The sequence below is a fragment of the Aquimarina rubra genome (genome assembly GCF_042684305.1).
Classification (GTDB): Bacteria; Bacteroidota; Bacteroidia; order Flavobacteriales; family Flavobacteriaceae; genus Aquimarina; species Aquimarina rubra.
The window spans coordinates 230,038-248,464 of the sequence record NZ_JBHULE010000019.1; the positions used below are offsets into that span (position 1 = coordinate 230,038).

20 protein-coding genes are annotated in these 18,427 nt (G+C 33.6%); 11 read left to right on the forward strand and 9 right to left on the reverse strand.

What is annotated here, in order from left to right; all coding sequences use genetic code 11:
• Window positions 1–5: 5 nt before the first annotated feature.
• From ACFSR1_RS09605 to ACFSR1_RS09630, 6 genes are all read right to left on the reverse strand, one after another.
• On the reverse strand, window positions 6–293 hold the full coding sequence (locus ACFSR1_RS09605) for a hypothetical protein (protein ID WP_378291921.1): 288 nt from the start codon (window positions 291–293) through the stop codon (window positions 6–8).
• Window positions 294–428: 135 nt separating this feature from the next.
• Window positions 429–926 (reverse strand): hypothetical protein, encoded by a 498-nt coding sequence (locus tag ACFSR1_RS09610; protein WP_378291923.1) that lies wholly within the window; start codon window positions 924–926, stop codon window positions 429–431.
• A gap of 158 nt (window positions 927–1,084) precedes the next feature.
• A complete protein-coding gene (locus ACFSR1_RS09615) occupies window positions 1,085–2,029 on the reverse strand; it encodes a hypothetical protein (RefSeq protein ID WP_378291925.1) in 945 nt (314 codons plus the stop codon).
• Window positions 2,030–2,072: 43 nt separating this feature from the next.
• Window positions 2,073–2,459: a hypothetical protein gene (locus tag ACFSR1_RS09620; RefSeq protein ID WP_378291927.1), complete on the reverse strand. Its 387-nt coding sequence runs from the start codon at window positions 2,457–2,459 to the stop codon at window positions 2,073–2,075.
• Between the two features lie 89 nt (window positions 2,460–2,548).
• Entirely contained in the window at window positions 2,549–4,543 is a 1,995-nt protein-coding gene (locus ACFSR1_RS09625; RefSeq protein ID WP_378291929.1) for a leucine-rich repeat domain-containing protein, read from the reverse strand.
• 81 nt (window positions 4,544–4,624) lie between these two features.
• Window positions 4,625–5,185: a hypothetical protein gene (locus tag ACFSR1_RS09630; protein ID WP_378291931.1), complete on the reverse strand. Its 561-nt coding sequence runs from the start codon at window positions 5,183–5,185 to the stop codon at window positions 4,625–4,627.
• A 289-nt stretch (window positions 5,186–5,474) separates the two neighbouring features.
• Between ACFSR1_RS09630 and ACFSR1_RS09635 the strand changes: the two genes are divergently transcribed.
• The 9 genes from ACFSR1_RS09635 (at window position 5,475) to ACFSR1_RS09675 (ending at window position 15,137) form a co-directional block, all read left to right on the forward strand.
• Window positions 5,475–8,018, forward strand: a complete 2,544-nt coding sequence (locus ACFSR1_RS09635; protein ID WP_378291933.1) for a ligand-binding sensor domain-containing protein — start codon at window positions 5,475–5,477, stop codon at window positions 8,016–8,018.
• A 291-nt stretch (window positions 8,019–8,309) separates the two neighbouring features.
• Window positions 8,310–9,641 carry a tyrosine-type recombinase/integrase gene (locus ACFSR1_RS09640; RefSeq protein WP_378291935.1) on the forward strand — a complete coding sequence of 444 codons (1,332 nt, stop codon included), beginning with the start codon at window positions 8,310–8,312 and terminating at the stop codon, window positions 9,639–9,641.
• Window positions 9,642–9,707: 66 nt separating this feature from the next.
• Entirely contained in the window at window positions 9,708–10,202 is a 495-nt protein-coding gene (locus ACFSR1_RS09645; RefSeq protein WP_378291937.1) for an asparaginase domain-containing protein, read from the forward strand.
• Window positions 10,202–11,113, forward strand: coding sequence for a response regulator transcription factor (locus ACFSR1_RS09650; RefSeq protein ID WP_378291939.1), 912 nt, complete (start codon window positions 10,202–10,204; stop codon window positions 11,111–11,113). Before ACFSR1_RS09645 ends, ACFSR1_RS09650 begins: the two co-directional genes overlap by 1 nt.
• Window positions 11,114–11,344: 231 nt before the next feature.
• A complete protein-coding gene (locus ACFSR1_RS09655; protein ID WP_378294487.1) occupies window positions 11,345–12,184 on the forward strand; it encodes an RteC domain-containing protein in 840 nt (279 codons plus the stop codon).
• A gap of 259 nt (window positions 12,185–12,443) precedes the next feature.
• Entirely contained in the window at window positions 12,444–12,725 is a 282-nt protein-coding gene (locus ACFSR1_RS09660) for a helix-turn-helix domain-containing protein (RefSeq protein WP_378291941.1), read from the forward strand.
• Between the two features lie 6 nt (window positions 12,726–12,731).
• Window positions 12,732–13,379, forward strand: coding sequence for a hypothetical protein (locus ACFSR1_RS09665; RefSeq protein WP_378291943.1), 648 nt, complete (start codon window positions 12,732–12,734; stop codon window positions 13,377–13,379).
• Window positions 13,363–14,019, forward strand: coding sequence for an ATPase (locus ACFSR1_RS09670; RefSeq protein ID WP_378291944.1), 657 nt, complete (start codon window positions 13,363–13,365; stop codon window positions 14,017–14,019). The genes ACFSR1_RS09665 and ACFSR1_RS09670 overlap by 17 nt, the downstream gene beginning before the upstream one ends.
• Window positions 14,020–14,021: 2 nt before the next feature.
• A complete protein-coding gene (locus ACFSR1_RS09675) occupies window positions 14,022–15,137 on the forward strand; it encodes a hypothetical protein (protein WP_378291946.1) in 1,116 nt (371 codons plus the stop codon).
• A 1-nt stretch (window position 15,138) separates the two neighbouring features.
• Here ACFSR1_RS09675 and ACFSR1_RS09680 read toward each other — a convergent pair whose 3' ends face one another.
• Genes ACFSR1_RS09680 through ACFSR1_RS09690 form a run of 3 tightly spaced genes read right to left on the reverse strand, consistent with a single transcriptional unit; the run spans window position 15,139 to window position 16,935 of the window.
• Entirely contained in the window at window positions 15,139–15,951 is an 813-nt protein-coding gene (locus ACFSR1_RS09680; RefSeq protein ID WP_378291948.1) for an ImmA/IrrE family metallo-endopeptidase, read from the reverse strand.
• Complete coding sequence (locus tag ACFSR1_RS09685) at window positions 15,941–16,345, reverse strand: hypothetical protein (protein ID WP_378291950.1); 405 nt, start codon at window positions 16,343–16,345, stop codon at window positions 15,941–15,943. The genes ACFSR1_RS09680 and ACFSR1_RS09685 overlap by 11 nt, the downstream gene beginning before the upstream one ends.
• Complete coding sequence (locus ACFSR1_RS09690) at window positions 16,342–16,935, reverse strand: hypothetical protein (protein ID WP_378291952.1); 594 nt, start codon at window positions 16,933–16,935, stop codon at window positions 16,342–16,344. Before ACFSR1_RS09690 ends, ACFSR1_RS09685 begins: the two co-directional genes overlap by 4 nt.
• A gap of 206 nt (window positions 16,936–17,141) precedes the next feature.
• Here ACFSR1_RS09690 and ACFSR1_RS09695 point away from each other — a divergent pair, with 206 nt between their 5' ends.
• Window positions 17,142–17,297 (forward strand): hypothetical protein, encoded by a 156-nt coding sequence (locus ACFSR1_RS09695; RefSeq protein WP_378291953.1) that lies wholly within the window; start codon window positions 17,142–17,144, stop codon window positions 17,295–17,297.
• Window positions 17,298–17,445: 148 nt separating this feature from the next.
• Complete coding sequence (locus tag ACFSR1_RS09700; protein WP_378291955.1) at window positions 17,446–18,426, forward strand: CBASS oligonucleotide cyclase; 981 nt, start codon at window positions 17,446–17,448, stop codon at window positions 18,424–18,426.
• The last annotated feature ends 1 nt before the right edge of the window (window position 18,427 follow it).

Sequence of the window (18,427 nt, forward strand, 5' to 3'; positions counted from 1 at the left end):
TCTACTTATATATCATAATATTCATACGGGATTTTCAAGTTATGTTCACGTCTGACCTCTGTTTTCCACATTAAATATTCATCTTCAAAATCATTAAAATCGCTTGGGATTCCCTTTGTCCAGTACATATCACCATGAACTAGCAACATTGCCCAATGATACGCCAACTCGTGTGTTATATACCATACATCATCAAGAGACGTCGGGGCTTCAATTAAAAAACTATTTTTTAATTTATTACGAGCTTCATCATACGTAACTTTTCCATATTTCACCATGATATGTTTAATCATTTCACAAAAAGAATAATGGTTAAAAACCACACCCTCTGTGCCTTCTTCAATCCTTATATTATCCTTTAAAGTTTTAGATTTCAAAGTTTTAGTTAATTATTTTCATCTTTTTAATAATTTCTCCGGGACATCGTTTTAACCTCCATATCGCTCATCTACATATTCTTTTGTACTTGAAATTTTAAGGCCTTGGTTCGGATATTTTTTTTGAATTATTTCTTTTAATTTAACCAATTCATTTTTATCAGATAGTGTTAAACTGAAATCACAATAAATTTCATCTTCTAGCTCCAATTCACAATACCACCTTAACATAAAGCTTTCTTTTGCATTAAATACCAGGTCATAAACATCCAGTTCTCTATTTCTCAAAACTTTTTCCGGTTTAAGAAGCATTTGTTCTAATTCTCTTTTGGTAATCTTCTTTTCTGTTGTAATATGACCGTCATGATTGTGCCAGTCTTCTAAAAAATATAATTCTTCATTTTTCTCAAGCTTTGCATCCAAAAATCGCCAAATTAATTCTAAAATATTCAGTTGAATGTCAGATGAATATTCAACCTCACAATAAAGAACAGGGTTGTTAAATAGTCCCTTTTCTTGTTTCCAATCGTTATGTAATTTTTTATTCATTCGCCTTTTAAATTACATCTATTACTTTTTCTAAAACATAACGTAAGACACCCAAAAGAGGCAGGATATAAAACACAGCTAGCAATTGGGGAATAATGCTTCATACACTATAATTTAAAAACAACTTGAGACGTTTCACTAAAGGAGACTTAAATAATTTAATCCTGTAAGTACGGAGCCGCCATTTCTTTATAATATGTCTTGTGCTGAGCCAAATTTAAGTTACTCGCTGTCCAATATAAAAGCTTATACAATTCATATCGATATGGGTTGGTATTTTCAATAGGTTTAGCCTTAATCTCTGACATAAACTGATCTATTTTGCCCTCAGGATCATCATAATCTTGAAAGTAATTCAAATCAAAATAATACTGTGCCAGTATTAATTGCTGAATAAAAGGTGACCACTCATTCATACGGTTTATATAATTCTCATATTCTTCAACCGTGGCTCCCCATTTGGGAGATACAAATTGTAAATAACTAAAATGAAGCTCTGCATCTTCTGGAAATTGTTTGATGGTATCTTCAAAAAGTTGATGCACATACTGCCTATTTGCATCGATCGCCTTATATATTGTTAATAAACAAGCAACGGCATTTGTCCTATAAACACTGGTTTTAAGGCTGATTGCAACTAAAATAGCCTCAGCTTTTTTCAAATGATTTTTAAAAGCTACTTGTTTTTGATTAGACACGCTATCTATAGTGCCTCTTCCTCGTATCTCCCAGGCTTTATGGATTAATTGATATCCTTTTATGATTTTTGGTAAATCATTGGCAGATTCCTTTTTAATCCATTCATCAGTCACATTTGAGTCACCATATTGCCCTAAAGATTGAAAAGCAAAAGATCGTTTACCGGCGTTAAAACTTTTAAGCAACTGTTCCACATTGCTAAATTGTTTCTTGTTAAAGTACTCTGTTATTTGTTTAAGTTGAGGGTCATTTAAATGCCCGTGACTTTTAAATTTATACCTTCCAATTAGGTTAATCAGATTGTCTACGGGACTAAAAATTCCATATTTATCTAATAAATATAAAACTCCTGCACCGATTAAGATCCATTTGATAATGGGGTATTGATAAAAATATTCTTCCATTGAGTATTTTATTTAAATTTTACAATTTTCAGAATGTTATTTTTTAGGATACTGCTTTATATACTTCAGCTTCTAACTCTTCAAAAGCCTTCTTCTGAGCAGGAGCTAGTAATGCTTCCTTAATTTTTCCGGTTACTATTTCAAAGATGTCTCTTCTGGCTTTAACGCTTTTACCAAAATATGCATGCATCAGTTTGTTTGGGATAATGTAGTTAACCTTCACCGTGTTATCATTTACAAAATACATCTTAATGGCGTGCATACTATTCTTTTTTAACACCAAACACTGCTCCATTTGTCCGTTTTCATCTGTTCTATGTTCCCAGATATCATATTCCTTGGTGCTCTCTAGCGTAGATGTTGTTTTTAAAAAATTATGAAGTGCGTCTAGTGAGCTATATTCGTTCTTAATTGTTATTCTTTTTTCCATTGATTTTACTTTTTTTGTTATAAACTTAAAAAGTCACCCATTTTTTAAGAGGGTGACCATTCCCTTTTTTAATTAGCAAAGTTTTGATTCTAATGAATTACTATTTTTTTAACCATTGTTCCCTTATCAAAATCAAGCTTTAAAAGATACACACCAGTAGTTAAAGAGGCTGTATTGATATTCAATTCATTACCTACAGAAATTTTAGCTCCGGATAAGGCATATATGGTATAATCTTGTAATCTAGTATCATTATCAGCTGTTATTTGTATACCTTCTGTAGTGTTTATGATTGCTATGTTATTGGCTAATTCGAATTCTGAAATACTTAAAGTTCCTCCTTCTGTTATTGGACTAAAACCTGTCCATAAAGCTCCAGAATCTGTAACGTAAACCCCCATAGTACCTGATGGAATATGTAAATGTATCGTACTACGATCCACCGAGAAAGTATCTGCGCCACCACCGGTTGTAATAATAGCAGGTGTAGTACCCTCGCAAAACACATCGGTTAAGGTTGGAATCTGAAAAGCAGTATCTCCAATAGTAGTAACACTAGCGGGGATTGTAACACTGTTTATTGGAGCAGAACTACCACTAATGAACGCCCCAGCGCCGATGGTGGTCAAACTATTTCCCAGCGTGATACTTGCCCGAGCATTACTTGTAGTATAAAATGCATTATCACCTATGCTTAAAACACTATCGGGTATTACCACGTGCTCTACGATATTAAATGAAAAAGCATTATTGCCAATAGTCTGAACACCATTTCCTAAATCCAAATTGAATATATTATTTTGCTCAAAAGCTAGGTTTCCAATGTGAATTATATTATCAGGAATAACAACATTATTCAAATTGTTAAATCGAAAAGCAAAATCACCAATACTGGTAAGTCCGCTTCCTATAGTAACCGTGGTCATATTGTTATTCTGAACAAAAGCACCATTATCAAGAGTAGTCACACTATCTGGAATAATAACGGTTGTTAAATCGTTAAAGGCAAATGCCGTCTCTCCGATAGTTGCTAGATTGTTTGATAGAACTACATTTGTTAATTGATTATTTCTAAAAGCATCCTTGCCTATCTCTGTTACACTATCTGGAATGGTTATACTGGTCAAATTATTATTGGCAAAAGCCGCAAAATTAATGGTTGTTACAGTATTAGGAATGGTAACACTATCCAAATTATTACTACTAAAAGCATTATTTCCAATCCCAACTACAGTATAGGATACACAAGCGTTTATTACGGTAGCAGGAATATCAACTACCACCCCACCCGCAGTATCATAATTAGTTGCAATCACTTCGTTATTTGGACTCCCGGTGATTAAATAAGTGATATCATCTGCTATAAAAGTAGCCCCAAAATCACTTTGGATTATATTATTAAATCCTGTCCATTGCGCAGAAGTATACGAACTTCCTGTTCCTGTAGGTATAGTTAAATCGATATTAGATCTATCTATGTTGAATGAATCATTAGTACCCCCAGTAGTAATAGTAGGAGCGGTAGTTGGTCTTGAAACAATACAAGATAAAGGGTTGTTTCTAAACGCACCTAGTCCAATTGATGTAACATTAACCGGTATTACAACTGTAGTGATTGAAGCGGTTTCAAATGCTCGTAGCTCCATTTGTATCAAACTATCCGGAAGTTCTATGTTAGTTAATGGATTATTACCAAAGGCTCTAAAACCTATAGTTTGAAGGTTGCTACCGAAAGAAACAGACATTAACGAATTATCAGCAAAAGCTTCACTAGCCACAGAAATCACATTATCTCCAATTATGGCGCTTGTTAACCCTTTTGATCTAAATGCATTAACATCAATATTAGTAACGCTATAGGTCGGCATTAATGATTTGCCTGCAGATGCAGGAGTAACGGTATCCGGTATGACAACATCTGTACCTCCATTGGGATTATAATTAATAACCTCTACAATATTGGGTGAGAGTGATGTGATTTCATACGTTATAAAACTATCAATAAAGGTATCGCCAACCATTTGTGAATACCCACCCATAGATGTGAATAAAATCATTAAAATAAGTAGTAGTTGTTTTTTCATTTTTTTGTTTTTAGGTGTTTTCTGTTTTTAGATACAGCTTCATTAAAAATTGTTACCCTATTCAATTCTATTTTTAGAATTCTAATAATTCTTTTTGATGAGTTTACCATCCAAGGTGTAGTAAAACATAAATGTGGTACCTCCATTTTCAGGTGTAAGATTTATGGTATACTCTGTTTTGGATACATCTCCGTTTTTAGGAAATTTTATATTGGCGATACTAAGTGTTGGATTGTCCAAATCTTTTTCTGTCTTTAATTTTTCTACAGACTGTTCAACCAATTCTCCAAGTTTTGCCAGATTAATTTTATCATTTAACTGAAACATAAAATCGGTTGCTCTTGTACCATCGGGAATTGTAATAGTAACATCAGAATTTTGTCCCCAAGAATCCTGTACTAGATTCCATTGTCCCATTTTTAGAGATTCGGGATCTTTTGTAACGATAACAATCACTGTGTTTCCAATAGACTTATTGTAGGTGATTGATACATTGGTATAATAGGCGTTATCTCCAAATTGAGTTTTTAATTCATTTTCAATAGCCTTAAACCCTGTTTCGTTTGCCGGTTGATTGCTTATTCTTCCTCCGCAGGAGATTAGACTTACAATCAGTAGTACAACCAAAGTATTTTTTATCATATCGAGATCTTTTTTTAATTACATGAATTACTAATTTATTGTTAAAATTTTGTCAATTCATAAGTAAAAAAACGGTTTGTGATGAACTGCATAGAAAAAAGTGATGAATTTCTTAGACTCGTTTTTTCATTTTAAAACAGATATTTTAGTCTTAAAAACTTGCAGACACATCCTCAAAACCTACTGTTTATAGATGTTTGTGACGAACACCTATGTATTAGTGACGAATGCAAAACACTGTATATGAGTTATTTTTTAAATAATCATACATTTGTTAAAAACAATTGCATTGAATTTCAAAAACTACCTACTTATTCTATATTTCGCGCTTCAGATGAGTTATTCTCAAACTCATATTTATACGCATTATGGCGTTGATGAAGGTTTACCTAGTTCTGAAGTTTATGACATATATCAAGACAAAGAAGGATACATTTGGTTTGCTACAGATAAAGGATTGTCTCGCTTTAATGGTTCCGAATTTGAAAACTTCACCACCAAAGATGGGTTACCTGATAATACGATTTTAGATTTTTACCCTCAAGAAAACGGGCAAATATGGTGTTTTGGGTACCATAGTCAGCGCCTATTTTATTTTGATGAGGTGTTTTCTGGTTTTACAGATTACAAGTACAATAGCATGTTAAAGAGTGAATTTGATGGAAACACCATTATCAAAAGTATTGTTTTGGATGAAAACGAAACCTTGTACACAGGTGGTTACGGAATATGCGGTTTATTTAGAGTCTCTTCGAATGGCGAGCTTTCTAAGCGATTTGATTTAGATTCAAGATCTACCAAATCAATTAAAGATGCTCAAATCAATTTTGGTGTCCTGACTACAAAAAAGGCTTTTTTTTCTATATGTCATAAGTACAACTCAGAAGACGACGTAGTTATTGTTAATTCAGAAAATAGCCCTGCTTCCAGATTAGATTTTATATTTTTAAATAAAAATAAATCTGTTTTTATCGATAGAAAACTTGGTGTTTTATCCAAGAAAGAAGGGTTGAAATATTATGAAACTCAACATAATCCCATAGGAATAAAACGAATTGATGATGATACATTTTTTGTTGGTTATTACAGTAATGGTGCAGAAATCAGAAATACATCGGGAGAAATTATTGAAACATTCTTACCCAAAAAGTCTGTTACAGGCTTTTTGACTGATGCAGAAGGTAGTTATTGGTTTAGTACATTAGACGATGGAGTTTATTGTATAAAAAACCCAGGGATTAAGGTACTAACAAAAGACCATATTTCTTCATTAGTAAAAGATAATAACAACGTTTTATATGCAGGTTATGGTAATGGTGACATTGCGAAGATTTCAAAAAAGCAAATTGATATTATTTATAAAGGATTGAATGACCATCCTGCTTATGTAGAATTCGATAGTAGAAATAATAATTTATATGGCTATAGTGATAACTATCTGATCAATTATAGTAATAAAAACAAGCCATCTATTCTCCCAGCCAATAAACTTCCTGAATATATTGACGATCCACTATTAAATTCTGGTACGGGTTATTTTAATCTCCGAAAAAATGATGCAGTTATAAGATATAAATTGCCCGAAAAAGTACAGGATGTATGTATGTATAACGGTGATGTCTTAATCGGAACATCTTCAGGATTATTTATCCTAAAAAACGAAGTAATTAAGAAACATCAACCAACAAACATCTTAAGATCAAGAATCGATGATATTGACCTTCATAAAAAATTAAATACTGTTTATATGGCTACTCAAGGCCGGGGAGTTATCGTATATGGAGATAGTATATATAACATAACTCAGAAAAATGGCCTTACAAATAATATTGTTAGCGAAGTTCATATTGAAAATGATACTGTGGTTTGGGCTTGTACAAACTCTGGACTTAATAGGATAAATTTCAAAAAGGACAATTCCTATTCTGTCAAGACCATTACCAAAGCAGATGGGTTACTAAGCAATGACATTGATGATATTGAAATTATTGGAGATACAATTTGGGTGTCCACCAAAAAAGGATTAGGCTACTTTACAAAGGATTTTTTTAAAGAAAAAGAAGCTTCTAAAATTATATCTCTAAAACTAAAAGATGTCAGCATAAACAATACCAGTATCGGTAGCGTAAATACAAACCTGAAACACCATCAAAATTCTATAGACTTTACACTTCAGGCGGTATCCCATAGAAACACAGATAAAATTAACTACTTCTATCGATTAAAAGAAATTGATACTACTTGGACAAAAACCGATAATAGAAAGATTCATTTTCCATCCTTATCACCTGGAGCTTATACATTTCAGGCAAAAGCTAATGTATTAGACAATCCGGATAATCATTTAGTTTCTTATACATTCACCATACTACCGCCATTCTGGAAAAGCTGGTGGTTTTATGGCATTTGTTTCGTCTTATTTTCTTGCTTGGTCTACTTGTTTTTTAAAATTCGTATTCTCACCTATAACCAGGATGTTTTTAGGGAACTAATTCGACTAGCCATTAAGCGCTTAAAAAGAAAAGAGCAATTTTATAATTTTAGGGCTAATAGCGAGGATTTTAAAATCCCGACACATCAAATTCAATATATCAATTCGCAAGGAAATTATTTAGACATAACTACAAACAAGAAGACGTATACAATTCGATGCAAAATCGGAGATTTTATTAATACCACACCGGATGCGTTAGAATATGTAAGAGTACACCGTTCATATATCATAAGGATAGATCAAGTTACTAGTAAAGGAAAAAATTGGGTTGTTATCAATGACCAAAGAATACCGGTTGGTGACACCTATTTGAATGAATTAGATAAGATACTGTTTTAATGATCGAATTTTGAAAACATATTGGTCTTGATCCAATAATGTTGTGCCCTAAACATAAAAAAAGCCTCACATCTCTGTGAAGCTTTACTAGTAGCGGGAACAGGACTCGAACCTGTGACCTTCGGGTTATGAGCCTAAACTACACAACAGTAAATTTTTACTATAACCTTATAAAACCTATTATTCATAGTACTTTTAATAATTATTGATAGCAAATAGTACTATTTAATATCTACTTATTCTGTACCTATTCTGTACCCATAATACTTTTATTTTCTGTATCTTTGTACTATGGCAAGTGTTAAGATTATACGCAGAAAGAATAAGCAGAGGAAAGACGGTACTGCCCCTCTGGCTATTCGTATTAGTAAGGATTACAAAACTAACTACGTCTTCATTGGTCAATACGTTCTTGAGAAAGATTGGAATAAGGAAGCTGGACTTGTTAAAAGGTCACATCTTAACTCTAAAAAACTCAATAATTATTTAAGAAAGAGATTAACAGAAGCTAACGACTTGTATCTAGCCAATGTAAAACCTTTGTCTACAAAGCAAGCGAAAGAAAAATTAAAAGGACCAGGTGGTACACAATCATTTTTTGAATTTGCAGCAAAGCGAGTTGAGCGAAAGTTTAATAAAAAGGTGTACTCGGTTGCCAAATCAGAAATGTCTATTCTTTATAACCTTTCGGAGTTTTTGAGCAAGGACGATTCACTAACTCTAGAGCAATCACGACTTGAAATTAAAAAAAGAAGAAAAGAAAGAATTAGTAAAGCTAGAAAGAACGAGCTTCATTTGAAGGATGCCATTGCATCTTTCAAGAAAAATAAGAAGCTTCATTTCCAAGATATTTCAGATACGTTTATAAAAAATTACAAAGTCTTTTGTAGTTCACACCTTGAGCATAAAACAAGAACCATTACTAATCAACTTATTTTCATTCGCACTTTATTCAATAGTGCCATAAAAGAAGGAGTTGTGGACTCTACTTTCTATCCGTTTTCCGGAGAGAATGAAAAAATTAAAATAGGAACGAGTCACAAAATTGGTCTTGTTCCAAATGAAGTAGAACGGATTGAATCACTAAAACTAGAAAAGCAGACAAGCATTTGGCATACCAAAAACGTGTGGCTCACAGCTTTTTACTTTGCAGGAATACGAATATCCGATGCCGTGCAATTGAAATGGGCTGAAATTAAAGACGGTAGACTTTTGTACACAATGGACAAAAACGAAAAGCCTGTTAGTTTAAAAATTTCGGACAAAGCATTGAAAATCACAAACAGTTATAAATCGCAGAAGAATGAAAATAACGGTTACGTATTCCCTTTTCTTAAAGACGTGAACCCACAGGATGAAGAAGATTTGTTCCGAAAAATCAGAAATGCCACCAAGCTTTTTAATAAATATTTAAAGCGTATCGCTACTGCCTGTGATATCGACAAGAACTTATCTAATCATATTGCGAGACATACTTTTGGTAATATTGCAGGTGATAGAATTCATCCACAGATGCTACAAAAATTGTATAGACATAGCGATTTGAAAACTACCTTGAATTACCAAGCAAATTTCATCCACAAGGAGACAGACGAGGCTTTGGAGCGTGTGATAAATTTTTAATTCCGTAACTTTAAAGTGAATTTCAACAATATTAATAACTGATATTGAGATACTTAATACATCCTTATGATACATATTTTCACCACAGGCGGAACTATTGAAGGATTGGATTATGTAGATGATAAAAATTCGAAAAGCCAACCTATAACCACTATTGATAGTTTTCTGAAAGCATCTAACATTTCAATCGACTATACTATCGAGAATGTTTTCCGAAAAGATAGTAGGCATATAAATGATGCAGATAGGAAATTACTTCTCGATAAAATTGAGGCCTCAGATTCTCAAAAAATACTAATCACCCACGGTACATTCACTATGGAGCATACTGCCCGTTTTCTCGGGCAAATGCAACTTGGCAAAACGATAGTACTTGTAGGTTCGTTTATATTAGGAACATTAGCTAATACTGATGCTCCATTTAATTTAGGTTATGCAATAAGCTCATTACAATTTCTAAAACCCGATGTTTTTATCGCAATGAATGGCCAGGTATTTCACTGGAAAAACGTTACAAAAAATTTAGAAACTAACACATTTGAGCGTAATGATGATGAATAATGTTTGGTACAGAAATACATTGGACAACGTTCTTCTATCTTTTAATAGATACGGTCATTGTATTGTTTGCATTCTACCAATCTCGAAAGCTAAATCGTAATAGCCTCAAAAGATTCTTATACCTTGGGTTATTATTTATTGCCTATAATGCCTCAGGAGGATTTTTACCCACGGAGAGCTTCCCTGGCCCATTAATCATTCAATACATCATTACGTACGGTGTTGCCATTACCTTATGTGTTTATATTGTTTACTATTTATACAAAGAATATGATTTTGTAGTACTTGCATTTCGCTCATCTATCAGGAATTTGGCTATTGTTGCATTTGGGGGTTTTATTATCCTTTATCTCATACCCTACTTCTTTACAACGTCTTTGAATACAGCACGATTACTTTACACTGTTCCGATATCGATAGTTGCATTTATCTTTCTTGGTATCTTTTACAAACGAATTTCTCATCCCAAAAATCCTAATTCATTCATAGTAAGAAGAAATAAACTTTCAATTATAAGTGTTACTGCTATTGCTTTATTACCCATTTGCACGGTTATAGGAGACTATCAATGGATAACATTTACAATTATGAATATTGCTTTTTATGCCATAAGTGTTATTGAAGTAGATAGACATTTATTTTTTCTTGAGAACAAGAACAAATTATATGAGGTATTTCTTTTCAATAAAGGTAGAACTGAAGCTATAAACGAATCAGAAGTTATCAATGGTAATCTTACGCGTCGGGAGATTGAAATTGCTGTTTCCATATTAAGCAAGTTAAGTTATAAACGAATTGCCGAAGACTTATATATTGCTGAAAGTACCGTATCAAAACACGCTTCAAACATATTTAAGAAAACAGGAGTGAAAAATAGAACGCAATTCACCAAGAGATTTGGTTCAAAATAAAACCGCTAAGGCTTATTAAATCTGAATCCGTATATAAATACGCTGTGTTTTCCTGTTAATTTATTCTCAATAGTTTACATTTATGTATCAATATTCAATATGGATATTGATTTGCTAAAAAAAAGAGGAATTGGATATTCCTAACCTACTGTGATTTTGGATTTGAATTGACGAGACTTTAACGAACTTCTTAATTGACCTCCACTACAGTTGGCTATACTGATTGATAGGATGGTTTTGGATTTCGAACAAATAACAAACGACTTTAAAATCGAAGTCTCAAATATCGAGCAAAACAGCTCTAGTATTCTTGATTGTGCCAATCAGATTATCATTCTCGCCAGAAACATTTTAAGCACTTTTAAAAAGTACATCCAAAGCAACGAATTTAAGAAAGTAGAGGCTGAAATCCATTTTTTTAAACATACCAAACAAATACCCTTAACCCCCTTAATTTACTATTCCGAAATCCGCTCATTTGAGCTTCAGTTCCCTAAAGTAAACCGCAAAACTCAAGAGAAATTTGTGGGCATAAAAATGAGGAAGCTGAATCGTTTTTTTTCTCATAACCTGGACTTTGTTCAGTATGTAGATAATGGTCTAAAGCATTTTGACTTACAATTTTACACGAGAAATTTTATAGACTTCTATCATATTACTTCGTCGGATTTTTATTTTCAAGACCCAGAATTTACCACGCCCAGGGATATGCTTCTTGGCAAAGTGAAAGCTAATAAAATGCTTGTACAGTATCTTCAGAAGCGATTGGAGCAACCTAAAAATGGTCAGGTAAATGGTTATCACAACGGCACCAATACACCGCTAAAATGGACAGCCTCAAAAACTGGTCTAACCGAGCTGATTTACGCTTTGCATTGCAACCGTGTTATCAATAACGGTAATGTAGAAATCAAAGAGATAGTTGCCTCTCTTCAAAAAGTGATTCAATTCGATTTAGGCGATTTCTACAAAATTTACTCTGAGATAAAATCACGAAAAATCAGCCGTACCAAATTCTTAGACGACCTCTCCGCTGGTCTTATCACGCAGATGAACAACTCCGAAGAGTAGTCACATTTTAACCCGACTCGGGTTTACCTCCTGCTTTCTAGTTTTTCTATCGGTTTTTCGTATTCCGCTTTCGCGAAAGCGTACTCTTTTCCATCAAATCCAATTAAATCGCAGCAAATTTCAAGATGTTAAATTTTCACCATAGTCGGGTACATCTTGTGAACAAATCTTGTCAAACACCTTCAATTTTGTCGAACAATATGCAAAACGTATCAAGTAGCTCTAAGTGCTATTTACGAAATGCAAAACACGTTCGATTATGCCAACAAGTATCATTACCACAGACGACCTCATTGATTTCAAACTGGATTTACTCAATGAAATAAAGAAGCTACTCCAAAAACATTCCAATAGTGGACTCAAAAAATATCTGAAATCTTCAGAAGTGATGGACTTGCTCCAGATTAGTCCCGGCACACTTCAAAATCTCCGTATTAATGGCACACTACCCTACACAAAAATGGGCGGTATTATCTACTACGAGGCCGATGAAATCCAAAAGGTAATGTCGGCTAATCGTGTTCAACATAAAATCGATTAAAGATGTATGAATTACATAAAACATCTCAACGCCACTTTCCAGAAATTCATACAGGATTCAAGGCTCAACCCGACGCACGTCAGTCTATATGTTGCTCTATTTCAATTCTGGAATATCAGCCGTTTTACAGACTGTTTCTACATCAATCGTCAAGAAGTAATGCAGCTTTCAAAAATTGGTTCAAAAGCTACATACCATCGCTGCTTACAACAATTAGATACTTGGGAGTACATAAAATACTTGCCCTCACACAACCCATTTAAAGGTAGCCAGGTTAAGATGCTCATTTTTGATACAACCTCTGAACAAGCGCTACACCAGTACGAAACAAGTGATGAACAAGCACAAGTATCTAATACAAACAATAATCAAACTATAGAAAACAGTAAACAAACTAAGCTACCAAAAAATGAAATGGAAGTCATTGATTTTTTTAAATCCAAAGAATGGTCGGCTACGGAAGCCTTGAAATTTTATAACCACTATCAAGCCATCGGTTGGAAAATTGGCGGCAAAATAAAAATTGTGGATTGGCAAGCGTCAGCAGGCAATTGGGTACTAAAAGCAGATGCCATTGAAAACGAAAAAGAACTGTCTCAAAATAAGGACAACTTAAGAACTACTAAAGTGAAAGATTATGGTCAACCCCTCTAAAATAACCGAAGGTGGTATCGAATATTCGATAGGGACATTTGATGGAAAAAGTGTAGAATATGACTTTCAGAAAATCCTCGTCTATCTCGATGCTAAAGGCAAGCTGCTTTTCGGTAAGCACTTTAAAATTTATAGTGATGACCGTGATATCATCTTGAAGCTCTGCAACTATTTCGTGAAAGATAAAAGAGCTTGTGAGACCAACGAAATAGACCTGGACAAAGGTATTTTGCTTTCTGGACCTGTTGGATGCGGTAAAACGAGCCTAATGCAACTTCTCAAGCATCTAGTGCCGCACCAACGACCGTATAGTCTTATCCCTTCCCGAAATATCGTCTTTGCCTTCAACCATATTGGTTACAAAACTATTGAAGATTATGGCAATGGCTCATTTTTCTGTTTTGACGATTTGGGTGTAGAACCCATAGGTAGGCATTACGGTAAGGATTGCAATGTTATGGGTGAAGTCATTCTATCACGTTACGAGCTCTTTATTTCAACCAAAATAAAAACCCACGCCACTACCAACCTTAATGCGCAAGAACTGGAAGACCTCTATGGAAATCGAGTGCGAAGCCGTATGCGCCAATTGTTCAACCTTATTGCATTTCACAAAAATGCCAATGACAAAAGAAAGTAATTATGAAAATAGCCACGTACAATATTCAGAACCTTTTCCATAGAGATAAGAGCCTTATGAAGCAATCCATAAGCAAATCAATGAGCGATTGGATAACCGAACTTGATACGCTTATGCGAAAACCAACTACTAACGTGCCAGAACAAGACCGCATACGCGAATTATCTTTCTTGATTGGGTTTGAAAAAACAAGCCAAAAACCTTATGCTATAATGCGTAGAAAAGCAGGATTGCTTTATATGAAAGGCATACACCACTCCATTGAAACCAAAGCCAGTGAACTTACTAATTGGAACGGATGGATTGCTCTACAAACACTACCTATAAAACCATTAGCAACTAAACATAAAGCCCAAGTCATTGCAGATGTAAATGCCGATATTTTGTTACTACACGAAGTGGAAGACCGCTCTTCTCTTGAAGAGTTTAATCAGGTAATTTTACCAGAAATAAAATGCAAACCTTATGCCCAATCGTTCGTCATACAAAGCAATGATATGAAAGGATTGGAAACGGCAATTCTACTGCGAGACGGTTATAAGCTGCAAAGTGTAAAAACGCATTTGATTGGTGGTTATAGCGATGCCTTTCAACATCTTTTAGAATTTGAAATCACTACACCCACCGCTCAAAAAATTTGGGTGCTAGGTATTTATTTAGCCAAGCAAGATGTTGATGTAAAAACCGCAGATGTTATTAGAAAAAGTCAAGTCAAGAACATTGCTAGTATTTATGAAAAGTTGATTACCGAAGGAAAGAAAAATGTCATCATCACAGGGACATTTAATGCACCATCCTATTGTGATTCGTTGTCACCATTGGTGCAACAAACCGATGTAAAAGACATTACAAAACATCTTTCTTTTGAAGTGGATATAGATGAGGGAGATGACGCTACTTACTTTAGACTAGGGGCATATCGATTGGGCGTAAACATAAAGCAAAAAGACTATATGTTGCTGTCGCCAGCACTTTACAAAAAGATGACGGATAGTGGTCTCAACCGCAAGGCGGTTTGGCCAGTAAAACGCCCGCAATGGTCTATCTATAAAAGCATTACGAATAAAACCCTAGCAGCTAGCGAGCATCCTGTGGTTTGGGGGAAGATTGAGATTTAATTTATTCCTCCCAAACCACGCTTAAAACAGAATTATAAGCATTTGAAACAATACAATATTCATAAAAATTAAAGTCAGTATCACTTTGCGAACTTTTCAAGTCGAACCAAGTTGATTTCCATATTTGTTGTTTGGATTGATGTTTTGAATAAATCTTTCCTTTTTCAAAAAATTCCATAGCTACCGAATCCTCTGGGGGAGTAAGCCTTGTTCTATCTATTATATAATGAGGGTAATTGTCTGGCCACATCCAATAGCTTACTTTCTTATTATGAGAATGAAATAAACAAATAGGATGGTCGCCTAATTGAAAATATTTAAAAGCTATGGCAGTTATACTTACTTTAAAATAAACGGCTAAATCTCTTAATAACTGCGGTGAAAACTTTTTACCCTCTTGTCTTTCAATAAATAAAAGGCTAGGGATTAAAAGTTCAGATGCAAACTGGTTTGCTTCGTATTCTACCCGACCGTTTCTTGCTTGCTTTTCTTTATTATTAAACCAAGAAGTGGTTGATTCATTATCATTATGAATTTCAATTCCTTTATGAAGCACCAGGTGTCCTATTTCGTGAGCAAGTGTAAATCGCTTCTTTTGCTCAAATTCAATCTCTTCATTGATTTCAATAATTGTATGTTTTTTACCAAAGATTATTCTCCCATCTGAATTTAAAAGTTCTTTTTCTATAACTGTTGCACCCAAACCACTTGCAAACAAATCAAGTGGGAAATCTAGTAAATTATCAAAACCATTTTGTTCTAATAAATCCTTGGCAGCAGCAGAACCTCTATTATATCGAAGATTATTCTTCATCCAATTCATCCAATTCATCCATTAAATCAACCAAATTTTTTCCTTTAATTATTTCTTTTATCTCTTCCGGAGTCAATTTATCTAAGTTTCTAAACTGCACTTGCATTTCTTTAGATTCAATCATACCCATTAATGTAGATATAGGTTTATCTATATTTCTATTAATTGCATCTTGGAATTTTTCGACAATTCTATCTAATAGTAATTTGTTGCTATCCTTTATCTTAATTGCACTTTGAGTAAACTTTAATCGCTTTACAAACTTTGTTATTTCTGCACTTTCGCTTTCAAGGTTTACACCTTCATCAATAAGAGATTTCTTTATTAAATCAATATCTGAATTCAGATAAAATTCGGTAATCCCTTTATCTATTTTGTTTTTTAAATCGCTCATTTCGCCGGACTGTTTAATTTACTTTTTCTTCTTTCAAGCCTTTTTACGGCATTGTAAATATCTGTAATGTCGGTTTCTAGAAAATCTGCAATCTCAGCAGGCTTATCCATACCGTCGCACCAACATTCAAAAATTAGCATCTCCAAATCCGATGCACCGGAGTTTTCAAGTAATTTAACATAGCTGTCCTTTTGTTTTTTATTATCTATTTCGTTGAATGATTGGTCGTCATAACCCACCTCCTCCCCATATACGGGTAAATCGAGAATGTAAGATTCATTCTCTTCTGTATCTTCGTTGGCAGGTTCCCTTCTCTTAATTTTTTCGTGATACGCACTTATCTCACTTTTTAAAACACCAAAAAGAAAATCCTCAAATTCAAATTCATCTTTTTTCCATTTTCTGATATTAGTAAGTGCTTTTTCGAATACTTTGAAAACAAAATCTAACTTCTGTTGTCCATCGTGATTATCATTAAAGTTGCCTAGCCTTTTATTAGCGTACGCTCTCATCCTCAAAATGAGTTCGTCTAATTCATCTGTACCATATCGCTTAAAAATTTCAGCAACATCTTTATTGGATTCCCACATATAATTGCTCTCTATTATAATTATGCTTGCTTAAATAAAAAATTATCCAGTAGATGGCAAAAAAAACAATTCGGCAAGCATATGTTTTTTGAAGGACCAATATAATGAATATGAAACAGCAAGAATTACTAAGGAGTAAATTCCTTAAATAACGAGCGGAACTCCACAGCTCTGAATGGAGAATGTATAATTTAAATAATTCATTTATGAATAGCATTAATTTCTCCAAAGGAGAGCTTAGAGTTTGTCATAATAACAATTGTGTGAATGTTAAGGGTGATATAGCAAAAGCTATCGTCTTTGGTATTGCAACCCTTGTTGTTATAAGTGGCATATCTACATTATTGGAGCAATCCAATTAAAAATTTAGCTATGATGGTCTTACACAAATGAACATCATAGCTAAATAATTAAAAATCAACACAAAAAGAAGCCATTTTGTCATAGTTTAAAGAATTTCAAGAATGGTGCGAAAATTGAAACAATTTGTTAAGAAAATATTAAAGAAAAATGAAATTAGATAATAACAGTCTTCGTCCTTTTATTGATAAAATAAGGTTACACAAAGACAATATGACAAAATATAGAGACCAGATTAATAACTTAAAAACAAAACTAGAAGACAAAATTAAAAATGACGATAGTAATGGTCTTAAGGTTACAAAATATCTTTTAGCTGGTTCTTGGAAAAAACATACCATTCTCAGACCTACTGGAGATAACCCGATTGATATTGACTTAGTTCTTTTTGTTTCTGGTGATGATAATATACAAAACGACCTATCCAAGCTGCACGATTTTATCGTTGAATACTTGAAAGAGATTTACCCACAAAAAGACATCAATAGAGATGTTGATGCTGAGGGTAATACAAAATCAATAAAGATTCGCTTTTCTGGGTCAGGACTAGAAGTAGATATCGTGCCTGTTGTACCGTTAGAAAGTCCAGATAAATATGTTTGGCAACCGCAACGTGGCGGAGGAGGAAAATATATTACAAGCGTTGAAAATCATTTGGATTTTTCAGTTAGCCTGAGAAAAAATAATCCATCGTATACATCAATAGTCAGAGCACTGAAATGGTGGAAAAATTATAAGGAACTTAAACCGTATGATGATGAACCAGGAATTTCTTCATTTTCTATCGAGTTAATTGTAGCTTATTTAGATGAAAATCGAGGTATTGAAACAGATATCGAAGAAGGTATTATTAGGTTTTTTCAATTTTTAAGCGAATCAGATTTTCCAAATATAAATTTTGACCACGCAATAAACAGTATACCCTATTATAATACACCTATTTATATAGCAGACGATACCAATAATGAAAATAACGCTGCTAAAAAAATTGATAGTACTAGATGGAATGAAATAATCGAAGAAGCAGAAGATGCCTTTGACTCATTAAATCTAGCCCAATCAAGAAATAATGAAGGCGCAACTATTGAAGAATGGAAGCGTGTTTTTGGTCCAACTTTTAGTTTAAATTAAT

Coding starts and splice junctions, on each gene's coding strand:
- ACFSR1_RS09605 (WP_378291921.1), bottom strand. CDS start 293: ATGATTAAACATATCATGGTGAAATATGGAAAAGTTACGTATGATGAA.
- ACFSR1_RS09610 (WP_378291923.1), bottom strand. CDS start 926: ATGAATAAAAAATTACATAACGATTGGAAACAAGAAAAGGGACTATTT.
- ACFSR1_RS09615 (WP_378291925.1), bottom strand. CDS start 2,029: ATGGAAGAATATTTTTATCAATACCCCATTATCAAATGGATCTTAATC.
- ACFSR1_RS09620 (WP_378291927.1), bottom strand. CDS start 2,459: ATGGAAAAAAGAATAACAATTAAGAACGAATATAGCTCACTAGACGCA.
- ACFSR1_RS09625 (WP_378291929.1), bottom strand. CDS start 4,543: ATGAAAAAACAACTACTACTTATTTTAATGATTTTATTCACATCTATG.
- ACFSR1_RS09630 (WP_378291931.1), bottom strand. CDS start 5,185: ATGATAAAAAATACTTTGGTTGTACTACTGATTGTAAGTCTAATCTCC.
- ACFSR1_RS09640 (WP_378291935.1), top strand. CDS start 8,310: ATGGCAAGTGTTAAGATTATACGCAGAAAGAATAAGCAGAGGAAAGAC.
- ACFSR1_RS09645 (WP_378291937.1), top strand. CDS start 9,708: ATGATACATATTTTCACCACAGGCGGAACTATTGAAGGATTGGATTAT.
- ACFSR1_RS09650 (WP_378291939.1), top strand. CDS start 10,202: ATGTTTGGTACAGAAATACATTGGACAACGTTCTTCTATCTTTTAATA.
- ACFSR1_RS09655 (WP_378294487.1), top strand. CDS start 11,345: ATGGTTTTGGATTTCGAACAAATAACAAACGACTTTAAAATCGAAGTC.
- ACFSR1_RS09660 (WP_378291941.1), top strand. CDS start 12,444: ATGCCAACAAGTATCATTACCACAGACGACCTCATTGATTTCAAACTG.
- ACFSR1_RS09665 (WP_378291943.1), top strand. CDS start 12,732: ATGAATTACATAAAACATCTCAACGCCACTTTCCAGAAATTCATACAG.
- ACFSR1_RS09670 (WP_378291944.1), top strand. CDS start 13,363: ATGGTCAACCCCTCTAAAATAACCGAAGGTGGTATCGAATATTCGATA.
- ACFSR1_RS09675 (WP_378291946.1), top strand. CDS start 14,022: ATGAAAATAGCCACGTACAATATTCAGAACCTTTTCCATAGAGATAAG.
- ACFSR1_RS09680 (WP_378291948.1), bottom strand. CDS start 15,951: ATGAAGAATAATCTTCGATATAATAGAGGTTCTGCTGCTGCCAAGGAT.
- ACFSR1_RS09685 (WP_378291950.1), bottom strand. CDS start 16,345: ATGAGCGATTTAAAAAACAAAATAGATAAAGGGATTACCGAATTTTAT.
- ACFSR1_RS09690 (WP_378291952.1), bottom strand. CDS start 16,935: ATGTGGGAATCCAATAAAGATGTTGCTGAAATTTTTAAGCGATATGGT.
- ACFSR1_RS09695 (WP_378291953.1), top strand. CDS start 17,142: ATGAATAGCATTAATTTCTCCAAAGGAGAGCTTAGAGTTTGTCATAAT.
- ACFSR1_RS09700 (WP_378291955.1), top strand. CDS start 17,446: ATGAAATTAGATAATAACAGTCTTCGTCCTTTTATTGATAAAATAAGG.